Genomic DNA, 16,767 nt, shown 5'->3' with positions numbered 1-16,767 from the left:
TAAAAGATATAACTGCAATTAAAATAAGTAAATTTATCTGGAGGTATAAATGACTATTTTAAGCATCGTATTTTTTGCTATTATGTGTATCTTCTTCCTAATAAGATATATGAAAGAAAAGAAATTTTACGATTTACTTCTCATTCCCGTTTGTATATATGCAGGAGCAGTGAAAACTCCTTTCGTAGAGTACTTAAACTTTAATACTACATTTAAAATAACGTATGATATTGCAGCTATTATTCTTGTAATTCTTGCTGTACTTTTCTTTTTGAAAGATAAGAAAGAGAATCATACTGCATAACAAAAGACCTTTCATTTACTTGAAAGGTCTTTTTCTCTATCTCATTTTACCGCTCCATACAGCTTCTCTATCTCATGCTCAATTTGTTTTACATCGATTCGCTCAAATAGTGGCTGCACACCATCAATTCTACTTGGCAACGTATTTTGAGGTGCCCAATTTCGTTCCACAATCGACAATGTGTTTCGAACTCTTTCACTTGAAAATGGTAAAAATGGTTCAAGGAGATGGGCAAAATTAGCGATAAGATACACACAGTTATAAATCGTTTCTTCACATGAAACTGGATCATCTTCTCTTTGTTTCCAAGGCTGCTTTTCATCAAAGTATTTATTTGCAAAACGTACTGCATCAAATATTGTTTCTAGCGCCACCTTAAATTTAGTTTGCTCAATCGCCTCTCCTACACGCTTATATAATCCTTCTACTTTATCTTTCAGCTCTACCTCAATACTTCCCTTCGGCACGATACCACCATAATATTTTTCGATAAACTTTAATGTCCGGTTCACAAAGTTCCCGTATGCACCTAATAATTCACTATTATGACTGTAAATAAATTCCCGCCATGAAAAATCAGTATCGCGATTTTCTGGTGCGTTGACGGTTAAAAAGTAACGAATAGAATCTGGATCATAGCGTTCTAATATGTCAGGCACCCATACTGCCCAGTTTTTACTTGTAGATAATTTTCTTTTTTCAACTGTTAAATATTCATTCGAAACGATATGACGCGGGATTGCTTCCTCCCCTATTCCAAGTAATACCGCTGGCCAAATGACGGAATGAAACGGAATATTATCCTTTCCGTGCACATAATATGTTTTCGCTTCGCTATCCCAAAACTCTTGATCATCTTTCCCTGTTTCTTCAGCCCAATGTTTACTCGCTGAATAATAGCCTGTCACTGCTTCAATCCATACGTAAATTTTCTTATCTTCATACCCTTCTACTGGAATTGGTACCCCAATTGGTAAATCACGTGATACGGCCCTATCTAGTAATCCTTCCTTTACATATCTCTCTGTTAGTTGAATCGCATTGTCGCGCCATGTCCCTGTTTGCTTGGCAATTTCTACAGCCCTTTTAATTTGCTCCTGAAATGTATGCAATGCGAAATAGAAATGCTCTGTTTCCTGTACAGATGGTGTACTACCACATAACTTACATTTCTTTTCTAACAAATCGAGTGGATCTAAAATAGCAGAACACGCATCGCATTGATCACCTCTTGCTGCTTCATGGCAATGTGGACATATTCCTTCTACATAACGATCCGGTAAAAACTGCGTACACGTTTCACAATACGCTTGTTCCACTATTTTTTTATAAATATGTCCTTCTTCTAATAAACGTAAAAAAACATTTTGAACCGTTTCATGATGGTGCTCACTATCTGTACGTGTATAGCAATCATAAGTAAAACCAAGGCTACGAAAACATCGCTGGAACTCTTCATGATACTGATCAGCAATTTCCTTCGCTGTCACACCTTCTTGTTTTGCTCTAATTGCAATCGGTGTTCCATTACAATCACTTCCCGAAACATACAACACATTCTCACCTTTTGACCGGTAATAACGTGCTAAAATATCTCCAGGTAATAAACTCGCAATATGGCCAAGATGTAATGAACCATTCGCATATGGCCAAGCGCCCCCAATAAAAATACTCATCTTACATTCCTCCTTTAAAATATAAAAAGCCCCACCCCTATCTTAAAAAAGATAAGGGCGGGGCTGTATAAACAGTCGCGGTACCACCTTATTTCGCCAATTACTCACATAATTAGCCTTAACAAGTACGGAGCTATATGCTCTTATACTGTGGTTTTGATAACGAGTACCAACTCTCGTCGCCGCCTACTATTATCATTTGATAAGTTCAGGACGAAGCTCAAAGGCCATTGTTCAAATGAATATTCTTGCTTCTTCTCAGCTACCGAAGCTCTCTGGAAAGAATGTGTTCATCCTACTTTTCCTTTTCAACGCTTTTACGTATAACAAGTATTGTACGACTTAATCACAGAAAAATCAAACTTTTATCCAGAACGAAAAGGAAATCCCATCCTCCCGCCGAATACCTATACGTTCACAAAAGGAGTGATAACATTGAACCAAAAACAACTAAGCACTATAAATGAAAAAAGCTGGAATACAGCTGCTTATGAAGCTTGGACGAATCGCCATGGGGCGCCAGAGGATTATGCAAAAAAAATTATGGAAGATCCCACACGCGAAGTAGCACATTATTTACCTTACATACAATCTCCAAAAGGAAAACGTATTATTAACTTACTCGGCTCAAAAGGAAATAAAGCTGTCGCACTTGCCCTTTTAGGCTCTGACGTAACAGTTGTTGATATTTCAGCAAGTAATGCAAAATATGCAAATGAACTTGCGGACGCAGCAGGTGTCTCTATCCAGTATGTCGTTTCTGATGTATTAAATGTGCAGCTCTCCGAATCATTTGATATCGTATTGCTGGAACTTGGTGTACTCCATTACTTTCTAGATTTAAAACCACTCTTTCAAAAAATTGCTACTTTACTTAAGCGAGATGGAATGCTTATACTTCGTGACTATCATCCTGTTTACACAAAATTATTAGGAGTCGACCACCCATCATTTAAGGCCAATGGAAATTATTTCGATGAAGAATTAATTGAAGATGATGTTGCTTATAGCATCCTTCTTACAGAAGCACAGAAAGAATCGCTACCTAAAACAACCATCCGTCGCTGGACGCTAGGAGAAATCATTACAACACTTGCGGAAGAACGTTTTAAAATCGAAAAACTAGTTGAAGAACATGGATCTCATCAAAGATGGGTCTTTCCTTCTACTGCACCAGAAGGAATCGAAGAACGTATCCCTGGTCTATATACAATAATTGCGACAGCATGCAAAAAAGGATCCCTTCACGGATAGGATCCTTTTTGCATGCTCACGCATATAAGTTGAGGTTGGAGATTACCATAATTCTGTAGAATAGGACACAAGATATTTCAACATTTCGTCTCTGACTTACGTCGTCAAAAAGGGGTATGACCAACATAACGAAGAGTAATGTTTTTAGTTGATACTGATAATCGTTATCAACTAATTAGAAGTATACATGATGTCATTTCAAATTTCAATAGCATTTCTAATATTTATTTATGAATTTTATGATATGCAAATGTATACATTTTAAGAACTTTTTCTAATACTAATCTGACTCCTTCCATTATCTGCTATAATTTTCATTGAACAGATTAATAACTTCATAATAATGTTTTTATTAATTTTGTTTTAAATATCTATAAATCATAATAAACAGTTTAAATGAGGGTAGGGGTAACGATGAAATATGTTAGTATTCGAAAAAAACTACTGTTCACACTCTTAAGCATTTCTTCTTTATTTAGTATTGCTCTTATTGTTATTCTTTCATTCGCCATGAATCAAGCAAGTGAAATCGAAACGTTAAAAAATGATGTATCAAAAAGAGCGACGATTTTAAAAGAACGTGGCGATTGGTTCCAAGCACAAGTTGCTGGTTTACAAGAATATTTGCTATCACATGATCAAAAAGGATTAGATAAGTTCAATCGAGAAGGGAAAAAATTAGCTGATACTAGAGAGAAAGTAACAAGTGACAAGAAGCTCCCAGAAGGAATGAAAGAAGCTATTTTAATGGGTGGAAAATGGCGTAGCGTCATAGATAATGAGGTACTACCTCTTGCGCGTGAAGGAAAATGGGACGAAGCATCCAAAATTGCTTTATCACAAACAGATTATGTAAATGATCTTTTAGGTCGTTTTAATAAATATACAAATGAAGAGAATGAGAAACGTGACGCATTAATTGCTGATGTCGAGTCTTCTTCATCACTTATTCAATATATTATTTTCTTCTCACTTATTACATGTACATTAACGTCTATCTTATTAGCATGGTGGTTCTCTGGTAAACTCGTTAAACCAATTCGACAAATTGATGAGAAGTTAAAAGAATTAGCTTCTCAAGACGGAGATTTAACGGCTAGATTACACGTAACAAGTAAAGATGAAATTGGTGACATTGCAAATTCCTTTAATCAAATGCTCACTAACTTACAGCATATAATAAAACAAGTTCAACAAACATCAACAAGTGTAAAAGAAGCTTCTGAAAATGTATTTATCGAAACAACCGCTTCTATGGAAAATACCGCAAGAACCCAAGAAACTATGAATGCTCTTGAACACAATATTCGTTCACAAGTTTCTAGCATTGAAGAAAGTTCAACCGCAATGGATGACATGGCAACGAGTGTTCAGCGTATCGCTGAGTCCGCCTCTTCTGTTACTAGTTTAGCTGTCACAACTTCAGAAAAAGCAGATGATGGGAATAAAGTCATTGAGAAATCTATTACACAAATGCATACAATTAACGAAGCTGTTAACGCTACATCACAAGTAGTTGAGCGGCTCATTACACATACAAATCATATAGATACTGCACTTCAATCTATTTCAAATATCGCTGAGCAAACAAATTTGCTCGCTTTAAATGCTTCTATTGAAGCAGCTCGTGCTGGTGAACACGGCAAAGGATTCGCTGTTGTTGCCGATGAAGTTCGAAAACTTGCTGAACAATCTCAACTAGCCGCAACTGACATTAACCATTTACTTCATCAAATTCAAGCTGATACAAAAATAGCAAATGATATGATGACACAAGGTCAAGCAGAAGCTTCTGAAGGAATTACGGTTATTCGTACCGCCGGATCTTCATTCTCAGAAATTGTTAACCACATTAACAAAGTCTCTACACAAATGCAAGAAATGTCTGCAACTGCTGAAGAGATGGCTGCAAGCTCTGAAGAAATGAACGCAGCTTTAAATAATATCGCTTCTATTTCAAACGAAGTTGCTGCAGAAACATCACAAACAGCGCATTCGGCTGGTGATCAAGTAAACAAAATGAGTATCGTGGCTAACAAATCATCTGAAATGAAAACAATCGTACAAGAACTTGAAGTTCTCGTCTCTCATTTCAAAACAAACGCTTAAAGTGAAAATGACACGAGCTCAAAGGTATAGGAATGAAAGTTTTACAGTCTCTCTTTTTTCACTTTAAAATATCTCTTTCTATCTCTCATTCCGTCTGCTATAATTCCTAAAGGAAATAAGAAAGCTTTATTCCAACTGGAGTAAAGCTTTCTTTCAATTTTTTACATTTATTAATTCTAATACTAAGATTTCACAAAGGAGGCTTTTAATTATATGAATTTTGTAAGTATCAGAAAAAAACTTATGTTCATGATGGGAACGATTTGCGCTTTATTTGGTGTCGCCTTAGCATTTATTTTATTTTTTGCTATCGACCAATCTCGTAAAGCTGAAACATTACAAAAAGAAATTTCTCCACTGGCAACAGAATTGAAAGAGCGTGGAGACGCTTATCAAGTACAGCTCTCTGCTTTAAGAGGTTATTTACTACAACATGATCAAGTCGAATTAGACAAGTTTAATGAGATGAGTAAACGTCTTGAGGATTCAAAAGATAAACTTCTTTCTAATCCAAATCTTTCTTCGTCCGTAAAAAGCACAATGGAATTAGGGTCTACTTGGAGAAAGTTCATTGAAGAAAAAGTATTCACTCTTGCAAAAGACCAAAAATGGGAAGAAGCTTTACAAGTAGCTTCTTCAGAAAACGGAACGGTCTATAAAGTAATTGGTGACTTCACAAATTACAGTAATGAACAAGCTAAATTACGTGAACAATCTATTGAAAAAATTGATCAATCTGCACTCTTAATCGAATATGTTATTTTCTTATCACTTGTTGTATGTATTATCGTTGCAATTATTCTTGCATGGTGGTTCTCTGGTAAACTGGTGAAACCAATTCAACAAATTGACACGAAACTAAAAGAATTGGCCTCTCAAGAAGGTGACTTAACGGCACGTCTACAAGTAAATAGCAACGATGAAATAGGTGCTATCGCAACATCATTTAATAAAATGTTAGAAAACCTACAACATATTATTAATCGTGTTCAAAAAACATCAGTGGAAGTACAAACCGCTTCTGAAAATATGCTAGAAAAAACGAATACATCACGTGAGGCGACATTAAGAGTCCAAAGCTCGATGTCCAACTTAAATGCAAGTATTCAATCACAAACTTCTAGTATGGAAGAAAGTTCAACTGCAATGGATGATATGGCAGTAAGTGTTCAGCGCATTGCCGAATCTGCTTCATCTGTAGCGGAACTTGCTGTTGCCACATCTGAACATGCTAGCGATGGAAGTACCGTTATCCAAAAATCTGTTTCACAAATGACAACAATACACGAAGCTGTAAATGCTACGTCAGAAGTGGTTGAACGTCTAATCACTCATACGAAATATATTGATACTGCTGTACAATCTATTTCTAATATTGCTGAGCAAACAAACTTACTTGCTTTAAATGCTTCTATTGAGGCAGCTCGTGCTGGTGAGCAAGGAAAAGGATTTGCTGTCGTAGCTGACGAAGTTCGAAAGCTTGCTGAACAATCTAAAACAGCTGCAACAGACATTAATCAATTACTACATCAAATTCAAAATGATACAGAAACTGCTAGCTCTATGATGTCTCAAGGCCGTTCTGAAGCATTTGAAGGTATCAATGTTATTCGTGAAGCTGGTACTTCTTTCACAACAATTGTAGAACAAGTAAATAAAGTATCTACTCAAATGCAAGATATATCAGCAACTGCTGAAGAAATGGCTGCAAGTGCTGAAGAAATGAACGCTTCACTTAATAACATCGCTTCTATCTCTACTGAAGTATCGAGCGAAACTGCCGCAACGGCACAATCTGCTGAACAGAAAGTTATTGTTATGAATGAAATGGCAGTAACTGCTGGAAAAATGAAACAAACAGTTGAAGAGTTAGATCAACTCGTATCTCATTTTAAAACAGAATAGATGTTCAAAAAATATCCCTTCTTTGAAAGAGGGATATTTTTTTGAGCTCATTTCCTGCACATTATGCTCATTTCCGTTATAATGAGAATCGATATCATTAAAGTGTAGGAGGGGCTGCTTATGTCACAAGAAGCATTTGAAAATAAATTACTTGCCAATTTAGAGGCTGTTATTGACCCTGAACTAGGTGTTGATATCGTTAATCTTGGATTAGTTTATGATGTTACAGCAGATGAAAATAATAATGCTGTCATTACGATGACTATGACTTCTATCGGTTGTCCAATGGCTGGGCAAATCGTATCAGACGTTAAAAAAGTATTATCAACAAACGTACCTGAAGTTAATGAAATAGAAGTAAATGTCGTTTGGAATCCACCGTGGTCGAAAGAACGTATGTCACGTATGGCGAAAATCGCATTAGGTATTCGCGACTAAATAAAGTGGAAATTTCATCATTTGCGGATAGCGGGATAAAGAAAAGACCTGACTAGGATGTCAGGTCTTTTCTCTTATTATTTTACACCTACTGCATCATAAGCTTTCGTTACAGCTTGTACAGCTTTAGAGTTTTTACCATATAAATCTTCAGCTGACTGAAGAGCAGCTTGACGCATCATTTTGAAGTCAGAGTTTGCAGTTAAATATTTCGTAAGAGCACGGTAGTAAATTTTTTCTGTCGCTTCACGGCCCACACCAGTTACTTTCACGCCGTAATGATCTCCGCCTTCAGATACTAAATATGCAGCTTTATTGTTAATACTGCTGTTAATATGAACACCGCCATTATCAGCTGTTCCAGTATAACGTTTACTATAGTGATCTGGGTAACCCTCACTTGGTTTTAATGGATTTGGAATAGACGCTGGGTCTTTAAGAGAGCGAAGTGCATCACCAGGTTTATCAGGTGTATAAATATCAGCACCTAAATCCCAGCTCTTCTTCTCAACCATAACACCCATAATATCAGATAACGATTCATTTAACGCCCCTGACTCATTTTTGTAAACAAGGTTTGCTGTATGTTCAGTTACAGCATGCGTTAATTCGTGACCGATAACATCAAGTCCAGCAGATAATGGAATGAACGTTTTTCCATCGCCATCACCGTACATCATTTGCACACCATTCCAAGCTGCGTTATTCCAGTTCTCCCCTACGTGAACAGTTGAAATAAGCTTCGCACCTTTATCATCGAAAGAGTTACGATTAAATGTCTTTTTGTAGTAATCATATACTTTTCCTGCATTTACATGCGCATCAACTGCAGCTTTATCTTCGAAGAACTTAGATTTACTTTCAACTTCTTCTCCTGTATATCCAAGCCATTGTGAGAATAAATTAAACCAGTTCTCGTCCATATTTTCTGCATCAAATGTATGAACACCTTGTCCTCGTTTACCATCAAACAAGTTGAATTGTCCTGTTTTCGTATCTTGAGCAATTTCAAATGATTGTCTAGCACCTAATACTCCGTAACCAAATCCAGTAATGTTATCTACAGCGTTATATTTCTCAATAACATTTCCATTCGTTGCATCAACAAAATAATGCCAATACCCTGGAGCTGGTTTTGAAATCGATGCCTTAACTAAGTATGCAAGGTAGTAATTACCGTCTTTTTCATATACAAATAAATCTTTTTTCACACCATCATAACTCTTTACTTTACCAATTTCTTTCTCAATATCTGCCTTTGCAATTGTTTCTGCTTGTTCCGCAGTAATGCTTGCAGCTGCAGGAATATTTTTATCATCTAAATTCGGAATAACTTGTCCGAAGAATGCTTTTACATTATTCTCTTTATCAAGTGTAACAGTTTGATCAGAACCGTATACAGGAATGTTATTATGTTTCTCAACTAGCTTCACATGTGTCGTATCAGATTCAGCGTCTTTTTCTTCCCCAACGATATTAAAATGCTTTTCAATATTTCCTGCTAATTTAAACATATCTTTCTTACTCTCTAAGTATTGAAAGACTGTCTCTTTTTTATCTAGTCCTTCCGGTGCTTTCCATTCTTCACCTATGTATGCAGGTGTTTTAAATTCTTGATGATATTGAATTTTTTGTTCTTCCGCTTTCGTTGTCGTTGCCCCAAACGCTCCAAATCCCCCGGCGATAACAGTTAACGCTAATGCTGATGAAATGACTTGCTTTTTCACTATAACATTCCCCATTCCCATAAAGATTTTTGACACTTTTATACAATTCTTATTTTCCCAGCTGATACCTCTACCTAAAATTTGAGAAACATTTTTCAGACAATTCCAATCAAAAAAAGAGGACATCTATCGGATGTCCTCTTTTCTATAAACCTTTTATTGTTTTTTCAATTCAATTGCTAAATAGTGTGATTGCTCTTTCGCTTGAATGTGAATATCTTCTTCTACAGATTCTGCTGCATCCCGCATAACAAACGTTTCACCATTTATTACACTGCTTCCTTCAATTTGTACAAGGTACAATTGACGGCCTTCTTTCACTGGAAAATGAATTTCTTTTCCAGCCTCTAATGATAAAGAATATAAATTCGCATCTTGGTGAATTTGAATTGGTGCATTTCCTTCTACTGAAGATACCATATGGAACCATTCATTTTCACGCTTGCTCCAATCAAATTTAAACTCACCATAGTTTGGTTTATGATCTGCGCGGTCTGGTAAAATCCAAATTTGTAATAAACGCAGCGTTTCATCGCCTAAATTATGCTCGCTATGAAATACACCCGTGCCAGCACTCATATATTGAACATGTCCACGCTCAATTGTTCCGCGATTTCCCATGCTGTCTTCATGTGTTAAAGCACCATCTACAACGTAAGAAATAATCTCCATATCACGGTGCGGATGCATATCAAAACCAGTTTGCGCCGCTACTAGATCATCATTAATAACACGTAACGCTCCGAAGTTCATGTTATTTGGATTATAGTAATTGGCAAAAGAAAAATGAAAATGTGTATTTAACCAACCATGATTTGCTCTGCCCATATTTTTATGATCAACTTTTCTAAACATATCCTTCACCTCATACTATCTCGAATTCGAGATTTATTTTAAAATTTTTTCTTACTGTAACTTTTTTAATAGTGTTAATAACTGCTTTTGTTCCTCTATATTTAAATTATGAAACTTCTCTGCTTGGAACGTTTCTTGAGGTGGGACGATTTCCTCATATAAAGCTCTTCCCTTTTCTGTTAAAGAAATATATTTCGTAGTACCCTCTTGTTCACGCAAAATCCACTCAAGCTGCTCCATTTTATTTAAAAGCTGCGTTACATTTCCTTTCGTAACAAATAGCTTATTTCCAAGTTCTTGTTGCGTTAAACGATTATGTCCTCCAACTTGAGCTAACACATCAAACTGGGCGGCAGATATATTCCATTTTTTCAAATGCTGATTCGTCTCACGAATACTCTTATTATAAAAGCGTGACAAACGAAACCATAATAGTAGCCCTAGTCTATCTTCTGTTTTCATTTCATCACCTCGCTTGTTTCATATCATTAGTTTAGAACTAAACTTAATAAAAGTCAAATACTTATTTTTAATAAGTACAAAAAGCACAGCGCTATTTCTCCACTATGCTTTACATTAACTTTCTACTCTTATATTCATCTAATTTCCTCTCCGCGAACTTCCTCGCATCTTTTTCAATCCACCGCTCTTCGTACCGTTCACTTCCCACATACAATATATCTCTCTTATGCTGCATCGCATGGCGGAATTCATGCAGTAGCGTTTTGAGAACTTGATCATACTCTTCCCACATACAAACGAAAATTAACTGCTTTTCTTTATGATAAAAACCACCTACTGGGAATAGGAACTCTTCTTCCTCTTCCCCTAATGATAGAAGCACATCATTTGCATCACACGTATCACAAAAAATAACGGGCGTTTTACATACTCCAATAAGAGAAAACAAATCCTCTCTCAACTTTTTGACATCCCAAGGAAGCTCCGAATCCAACACATACCAATTCTCTACCTGTTGATATACATTTTGAAACTGGAGTTCCATTTCTCTTTATTCCCCTTTCCAAGCACCCTTTTTCTATATGTATGCCACAATATGGTAAATATTAAACGTATTCTTTCATCCTTGAAAAAATTCCAATAAAAAAGGAATCTACGTCGACATAGATTCCTTTTCTGTAATCATTTTTTTTTCATCATTTTTTTTAATACAAAATAACCAATTGCACAAACAATAGCAGCAAGTGCAAAGTATTTCACATATGGCCCCGCAACTTTATTAATACTTTCCCACTCTGTTCCTAATTTAAAACCTAAATATACAAACACAATTGACCACGGAATAACAGCTAATGTAGTTAGCGTAATAAACTTAGCATGTGACATTTTCGCAATACCCGCTGGTATCGAAATAGCATGACGCACAACCGGAATAAAACGTGCGGTAAAGATAACGCCAGTTCCATAACGATTAAACCAATCTTCAGCATAATCAATATGTTTCTTCTGAATTAAAATATATTTTCCATATCGCTCAAGAACAGGTCTTCCTCCATATCGACCAATCCAATAAATGAATAGTTGTGCAATTACACCACCAATTGTACCGAACGCGACAGCGCCCCAAAATGTAATGCTTCCTGTTGATACTAAATAACCTGCATAAGACAATACGATTTCACTTGGAATAACCTCTAGCATTAATCCAAGCATAATTCCCCAATAACCAAGTCCTTCTAAAAAAACTAAAACCGAATGGATCAACTCTCCTAACATCATGTACCTCTCTTTACTGTTTTCATTACAAAAATGAAAGTACAAGCAGGAAATATCTTGTACTTTTATTTTTTAAAATTTAGTTTAGTTAGTCTTCGTATCCCACTTAAAGATTTTATTTAAGAATTTATATACATTCTTCGACTCTTTTGTCAAAAGTGGGCCTAAAATGGATAGTATAAGCACGTATAGTGCTGAGAATGGTTTCAGTACTGACATTAAACCACCGGCGATACCGATATTAGCCATAATGATGGAGAACTCTCCTCTTGAAACGATTGTTAATCCGATATTTGTTGATGCTTTATGAGATAATCCAGCTTGTCTTCCTGCAATCATTCCTGCTACAAAGTTACCGATTATCGTAAGAAGGACAGCACCTAACGTTAACCATATCGCTCCGCCTAATGAGAACGGATCAATACTTAACCCGAAGCTGAAGAAGAAAATAGCTCCGAAAAAGTCTCTAAATGGAACAACAAGATGTTCAATTCGGTCACTATGCTCTGTCTCAGAGAAAACTAATCCTAGAAGAAGTGCTCCAATTGCTTCTGCAACGTGAATTGTTTCTGAAAAACCAGCAATGAAGAATAATGAAGCAAATACTACAATAATAAAGATTTCATCTGAGCTAATATTGAGCAATTTATTTAATAACGGCGTAGCCTTTCTAGCTACTATAAAGAATAGAAGCATATATCCTAAAGCAATTCCAATTGAAGTAAGGGCACCTAAGAAGGAAGCGTGATCTCCAAGTACTAAACCAGAAACAACTGATAAATATACAGCAAGGAATATATCTTCAAACATAATAATTCCTAAAATTAATTCGGTTTCATTATTACCAGTTCTTCTTAAGTCCACTAACACTTTAGCAACGATAGCGCTAGAAGAAATCGTAATAATACCCGCAATAATTAAGATTTCTAGTAATGGGAATCCCATTATAAATCCGTATAACAAACCAAGTGAAAAGTTAATTAAAATATAAATCGTTCCGCCAATCGCAATAGAGCGTCCAGATTTAATTAGTTTTTTCATTGAAAATTCTAATCCTAGATAGAATAGAAGGAATAGAACCCCAATCCGTCCAAGGAAGGAAATTACACTTGCACTTTCAATAAATTTGAGATCGATAACACCTATTGTCGGTGCATGCGGTCCTACTAACATTCCAAGAACGATTAGAAAAGGAATTACTGAGAATTTAAATTTCCCAGCAATTACTGCTGCAATTGCCACTAAAACTAAAGCTGTACCAACTTCAAAAATTAACGTATCCATCTAATCAGTCCCCCCTATTTGAAAGTAATTCATTAATGATTTTTTTAATTTCTTCTCTCTCACCTGAAACTACAAGCATATCTCCTTCTTCAATTACTGTTTCTGGTCCTGGATTAAATAGCTTCTTCATGTTCTTCTTCATAACCGCGATTATTGTTACGCTATATGTTTTTCTTATTTCAAGATCGCCAATTGTTTTTCCGATTGCTGGAGCTGTATTCTCCACTTTGAACCACTCAATCGCTAAACCTTCAAAAACCATCTCAACATTTTCTAACGCCCTAGGCTTATATACCATTCCACCTAATATTGCAGCGATTTGTCTCGCCTCTGAGTCACGTAGTGAAATACTTGAGATGCTTTCTTCATGATCTGAATCAAAATGATACATTTCTCTACGACCATCATCATGAATGACAATTACCATCTTTTCGTTACCTTTCGTAACGATTTGAAACTTATAACCAATACCTGGAAGTTCACTTTCTCTAATATTCATTTTTAGCTCCTCCATAACTTATTTATTTTAATTTTCTGTTTTTCTGCCTTTTATTCATCCAATCAACTTTAGAAATTCTAACCACTCAGGATATTTGTGATTTGGAAATCTTTTATTGTAATAATAAGTGGACCCTAAAAAGATACTTAAAGATGTAATGATAAAAAATATATTACTTCTCATTTTCAAACTTTCAAGGCTTACTTTCCATAAAGAATCTTCTTTCAAATTATCCCCACCTTCTCGCTTTAAATTTAGTTTTTTAAAATGTAAATAATTCTAAAAATATTACGATGTAACATAATCATAACACAAAAACGACTTAAGTAACATAATTTTTTAGAAAAATTGATTCTCGTATATTTTTTGCATATAATTTTCTTATTACGAAAAAAAGGAAGTGTATTATATGGTTGATATCTTTAGCAGATTCCTTGAGGTAACGAATAATATTTTATGGTCATATATTCTTATTGCAATGCTAATCGGCTTCGGTCTTTACTTCTCTTTTAAATTAAAATTTGTCCAAATTACTCATTTCAGTGAGATGGTCAGCTTAATTAGTAAAGGGTTTAATCGAAAAGAAAAAAAGAAAGATAGCATCTCACCATTCCAAGCATTTTGCTTAAGTGCAGCAGCACGTATCGGTATCGGAAACTTAGCTGGTGTAGCATTAGCAATTTCAATGGGTGGACCTGGCGCAATATTTTGGATGTGGTTTATCGCAATTATCGGAGCAGCTACTAGTTTTGTAGAATGTACACTTGCGCAAATTTATAAAGTAAAAGATGGAAGTAGGTTCCGTGGTGGACCAGCATATTACATGGAAAAAGGGCTAAACAAACGCTGGATGGGCGTCTGGTTTTCACTTCTTATTACAGTTGCGTACGGATTAATTTTCAATTCAGTGCAAGCAAATACAGTAACAATAGCGTTTGAAAATGCTTTTGGACTAGAGCGAACAATCGTAGGAGCTCTATTAGCCTTATTAGTTGCAGTTATTATTTTTGGTGGCATTAAGAGCATTTCACGTATTACAGAAATGATTGTTCCGCCAATGGCAATCGTTTATATCGGCGTGGCTATTTTTGTCGTTATTAACAACTTCAGTATGTTACCAAGCATTTTCATGGAAATCTTTAACGGTGCATTCGGTTTAGACCAAGCCATCGCTGGTGGTATTGGAGCAGCAATCAAGTTCGGAATTCAGCGCGGTTTATTCGCTACAGAAGCGGGAATGGGTAGCTCTCCTAATGCAGCAGCAACATCTGATGTATCTCACCCTGTAAAACAAGGGCTTGTTCAAGCGTTAGGCGTTTTCGTAGATACATTCTTAGTATGTACATCAACAGCATTTATCGTATTATGTTCTGGACTTTACAAAGGATCAAATTTAGAAGGTATCGAATTAACACAAAACGCATTAAGTTCACAAATTGGACCGTGGGCAAGCACTTTCTTAGCGATTATTATTTTCCTATTCGCTTTCAGTTCACTTCTAGGAAACTACTATTATGGTGAAACAAATATCGCATTCATTAAAGAAAGTAAAACATGGTTAATGATTTATCGTGTTGCAGTTGTCGGGATGGTATTCTTCGGATCAATCGCTGCCCTTAAAACAGTTTGGAGTTTAGCTGATTTATTCATGGGACTAATGGTATTCACAAACTTAATTGCCATCTCATTCCTTAGCAAATTTGCTTACGCTGCATTAGTAGACTATTTGAAGCAAAAGAAACAAGGAAAAGATCCTGTCTTCGTTGCAAACTCTATCCCTGGCTTAAAAAATACAGAGTGCTGGGATGGGCAGGATGTAGAAGAAAAACAAAAGGCCGTTTAACAAATAAAAGCGGAAGTGGCTCGTTCAGAACAGGAGGGTGTTGGAACTCCTGATTACGAGGCGCTTTTTGCCTCGAATGAAGGAGTGAAACAACCGACTGTTCTAGCCGCTGGAGCTGGATATCATTTAAAGCGGAAGCGGCTCGTTCAGAATCGCAGGACACTTCAAGCTCTCGACCTTGAAGCGCTTTTTGCTTCGAGCGAGAGAGCGAAATGACCGACTGGTCTAGTCACCGGAGCTGGATATCACTAAAAGCACAAGCGGCTCGTTTAGAACAAGAGCCATATCTCAAACAAAGGCCCTATTACTTCACCGTAATAGGGCCTTTTATTTACAACAGTTCATAATTTGTTCAAATTAATTCCAGCAAAAGGGTTGATTTATAGAGATTACTAGATTATAATGATTATAAATTAGTAATTGATATCACATAACAACTCAAAAGGAGATTGATCATAATGAACAAACAAGTAATCGAAGTATTAAACAAACAAGTAGCAGACTGGAGCGTTTTATTCACAAAACTTCACAACTTCCATTGGTACGTAAAAGGACCTCAATTCTTCACATTACACGAGAAATTCGAAGAACTTTACACAGAATCAGCTACTCACATCGATGAAATTGCAGAACGTATTTTAGCAATTGGCGGCAAACCAGTAGCAACAATGAAAGAATACTTAGAACTATCTTCTATTCAAGAAGCAGCATACGGAGAAACTGCAGAAGGGATGGTCGAAGCAATCATGAAAGACTACGAAATGATGCTAGTCGAACTGAAAAAAGGCATGGAAATCGCTCAAGACTCTGACGATGAAATGACATCTGACCTACTACTAGGCATCTACACAGAACTAGAAAAACACGCTTGGATGCTACGTGCGTTCTTGAATCAATAATAATTAAAAGCGGAAGCGGCTCGCTCAGAATCGCAGGGCATTGGAGCTCTCGACCTTGAAGCGCTTTTTGCTTCGAGCGAGAGAGCGAAATGACCGGAGATTCTAGCCGCTGAAGCTGGATATTACTTTAAAGCGGAAGCGGCTCGTTCAGAACAGGAGGGTGTTGGAACTCCTGATTACGAGGCGCTTTTTGCCTCGAATGAAGGAGTGAAACAACCGACTGTTCTAGCCGCTGGA

At 36.2% G+C, this 16,767-nt stretch carries 15 protein-coding genes and 1 other annotated feature; of the genes, 7 read left to right on the top strand and 8 right to left on the bottom strand.

Going from position 1 to position 16,767, the window contains the following annotated elements:
* The first annotated feature begins 49 nt into the window (after window positions 1-49).
* A complete protein-coding gene (locus ACTFSL_RS28680; protein WP_000154129.1) occupies window positions 50-304 on the top strand; it encodes a hypothetical protein in 255 nt (84 codons plus the stop codon).
* A gap of 41 nt (window positions 305-345) precedes the next feature.
* Here the strand turns inward: ACTFSL_RS28680 and metG are convergent, their stop codons facing one another.
* The gene (gene metG, locus ACTFSL_RS28675; protein WP_440042804.1) at window positions 346-1,980 is read right to left on the bottom strand and encodes a methionine--tRNA ligase; all 1,635 of its coding nucleotides are present in this window, start codon (window positions 1,978-1,980) and stop codon (window positions 346-348) included.
* 50 nt (window positions 1,981-2,030) lie between these two features.
* Window positions 2,031-2,301: a binding site (T-box leader), on the bottom strand.
* 114 nt (window positions 2,302-2,415) lie between these two features.
* Here metG and ACTFSL_RS28670 point away from each other — a divergent pair.
* From ACTFSL_RS28670 to ACTFSL_RS28655, 4 genes are all read left to right on the top strand, one after another.
* Window positions 2,416-3,234 carry a class I SAM-dependent methyltransferase gene (locus ACTFSL_RS28670; protein ID WP_001072259.1) on the top strand — a complete coding sequence of 273 codons (819 nt, stop codon included), beginning with the start codon at window positions 2,416-2,418 and terminating at the stop codon, window positions 3,232-3,234.
* Window positions 3,235-3,648: 414 nt separating this feature from the next.
* Window positions 3,649-5,343: a methyl-accepting chemotaxis protein gene (locus ACTFSL_RS28665; RefSeq protein ID WP_000878446.1), complete on the top strand. Its 1,695-nt coding sequence runs from the start codon at window positions 3,649-3,651 to the stop codon at window positions 5,341-5,343.
* 213 nt (window positions 5,344-5,556) lie between these two features.
* On the top strand, window positions 5,557-7,248 hold the full coding sequence (locus tag ACTFSL_RS28660; protein WP_001012207.1) for a methyl-accepting chemotaxis protein: 1,692 nt from the start codon (window positions 5,557-5,559) through the stop codon (window positions 7,246-7,248).
* Window positions 7,249-7,368: 120 nt separating this feature from the next.
* Entirely contained in the window at window positions 7,369-7,686 is a 318-nt protein-coding gene (locus ACTFSL_RS28655) for a metal-sulfur cluster assembly factor (protein WP_000076422.1), read from the top strand.
* Window positions 7,687-7,763: 77 nt separating this feature from the next.
* On the opposite strand, the gene nprB is transcribed toward ACTFSL_RS28655, so the two are convergent.
* From nprB to ACTFSL_RS28620, 7 genes are all read right to left on the bottom strand, one after another.
* The gene (nprB, locus tag ACTFSL_RS28650; protein WP_440042802.1) at window positions 7,764-9,413 is read right to left on the bottom strand and encodes a neutral protease NprB; all 1,650 of its coding nucleotides are present in this window, start codon (window positions 9,411-9,413) and stop codon (window positions 7,764-7,766) included.
* Window positions 9,414-9,569: 156 nt separating this feature from the next.
* The gene (locus ACTFSL_RS28645; RefSeq protein WP_000488929.1) at window positions 9,570-10,268 is read right to left on the bottom strand and encodes a pirin family protein; all 699 of its coding nucleotides are present in this window, start codon (window positions 10,266-10,268) and stop codon (window positions 9,570-9,572) included.
* 51 nt (window positions 10,269-10,319) lie between these two features.
* Window positions 10,320-10,730, bottom strand: coding sequence for a MarR family winged helix-turn-helix transcriptional regulator (locus ACTFSL_RS28640; protein WP_000845467.1), 411 nt, complete (start codon window positions 10,728-10,730; stop codon window positions 10,320-10,322).
* A gap of 109 nt (window positions 10,731-10,839) precedes the next feature.
* A complete protein-coding gene (locus tag ACTFSL_RS28635) occupies window positions 10,840-11,274 on the bottom strand; it encodes a DUF3920 family protein (protein ID WP_000422806.1) in 435 nt (144 codons plus the stop codon).
* A gap of 137 nt (window positions 11,275-11,411) precedes the next feature.
* Window positions 11,412-12,005, bottom strand: coding sequence for a DedA family protein (locus tag ACTFSL_RS28630; protein WP_000900214.1), 594 nt, complete (start codon window positions 12,003-12,005; stop codon window positions 11,412-11,414).
* Between the two features lie 84 nt (window positions 12,006-12,089).
* Entirely contained in the window at window positions 12,090-13,289 is a 1,200-nt protein-coding gene (locus tag ACTFSL_RS28625; RefSeq protein WP_000380223.1) for a cation:proton antiporter, read from the bottom strand.
* A gap of 4 nt (window positions 13,290-13,293) precedes the next feature.
* Window positions 13,294-13,788: a cation:proton antiporter regulatory subunit gene (locus ACTFSL_RS28620; RefSeq protein ID WP_001026075.1), complete on the bottom strand. Its 495-nt coding sequence runs from the start codon at window positions 13,786-13,788 to the stop codon at window positions 13,294-13,296.
* A gap of 409 nt (window positions 13,789-14,197) precedes the next feature.
* Between ACTFSL_RS28620 and ACTFSL_RS28615 the strand changes: the two genes are divergently transcribed.
* The gene (locus ACTFSL_RS28615; RefSeq protein ID WP_000227591.1) at window positions 14,198-15,631 is read left to right on the top strand and encodes an alanine/glycine:cation symporter family protein; all 1,434 of its coding nucleotides are present in this window, start codon (window positions 14,198-14,200) and stop codon (window positions 15,629-15,631) included.
* A gap of 458 nt (window positions 15,632-16,089) precedes the next feature.
* On the top strand, window positions 16,090-16,530 hold the full coding sequence (locus ACTFSL_RS28610) for a Dps family protein (RefSeq protein WP_001041895.1): 441 nt from the start codon (window positions 16,090-16,092) through the stop codon (window positions 16,528-16,530).
* Window positions 16,531-16,767 lie beyond the last annotated feature (237 nt).

Source organism: Bacillus cereus group sp. MYBK108-1, assembly GCF_051917185.1.
Taxonomy (GTDB): domain Bacteria; phylum Bacillota; class Bacilli; order Bacillales; family Bacillaceae_G; genus Bacillus_A; species Bacillus_A cereus.
This window is presented reverse-complemented; position numbering and strand designations above follow the sequence as displayed.

Coding starts and splice junctions, on each gene's coding strand:
- ACTFSL_RS28680 (WP_000154129.1), top strand. CDS start 50: ATGACTATTTTAAGCATCGTATTTTTTGCTATTATGTGTATCTTCTTC.
- metG (WP_440042804.1), bottom strand. CDS start 1,980: ATGAGTATTTTTATTGGGGGCGCTTGGCCATATGCGAATGGTTCATTA.
- ACTFSL_RS28665 (WP_000878446.1), top strand. CDS start 3,649: ATGAAATATGTTAGTATTCGAAAAAAACTACTGTTCACACTCTTAAGC.
- ACTFSL_RS28660 (WP_001012207.1), top strand. CDS start 5,557: ATGAATTTTGTAAGTATCAGAAAAAAACTTATGTTCATGATGGGAACG.
- ACTFSL_RS28655 (WP_000076422.1), top strand. CDS start 7,369: ATGTCACAAGAAGCATTTGAAAATAAATTACTTGCCAATTTAGAGGCT.
- ACTFSL_RS28645 (WP_000488929.1), bottom strand. CDS start 10,268: ATGTTTAGAAAAGTTGATCATAAAAATATGGGCAGAGCAAATCATGGT.
- ACTFSL_RS28640 (WP_000845467.1), bottom strand. CDS start 10,730: ATGAAAACAGAAGATAGACTAGGGCTACTATTATGGTTTCGTTTGTCA.
- ACTFSL_RS28635 (WP_000422806.1), bottom strand. CDS start 11,274: ATGGAACTCCAGTTTCAAAATGTATATCAACAGGTAGAGAATTGGTAT.
- ACTFSL_RS28630 (WP_000900214.1), bottom strand. CDS start 12,005: ATGTTAGGAGAGTTGATCCATTCGGTTTTAGTTTTTTTAGAAGGACTT.
- ACTFSL_RS28625 (WP_000380223.1), bottom strand. CDS start 13,289: ATGGATACGTTAATTTTTGAAGTTGGTACAGCTTTAGTTTTAGTGGCA.
- ACTFSL_RS28620 (WP_001026075.1), bottom strand. CDS start 13,788: ATGAATATTAGAGAAAGTGAACTTCCAGGTATTGGTTATAAGTTTCAA.
- ACTFSL_RS28615 (WP_000227591.1), top strand. CDS start 14,198: ATGGTTGATATCTTTAGCAGATTCCTTGAGGTAACGAATAATATTTTA.
- ACTFSL_RS28610 (WP_001041895.1), top strand. CDS start 16,090: ATGAACAAACAAGTAATCGAAGTATTAAACAAACAAGTAGCAGACTGG.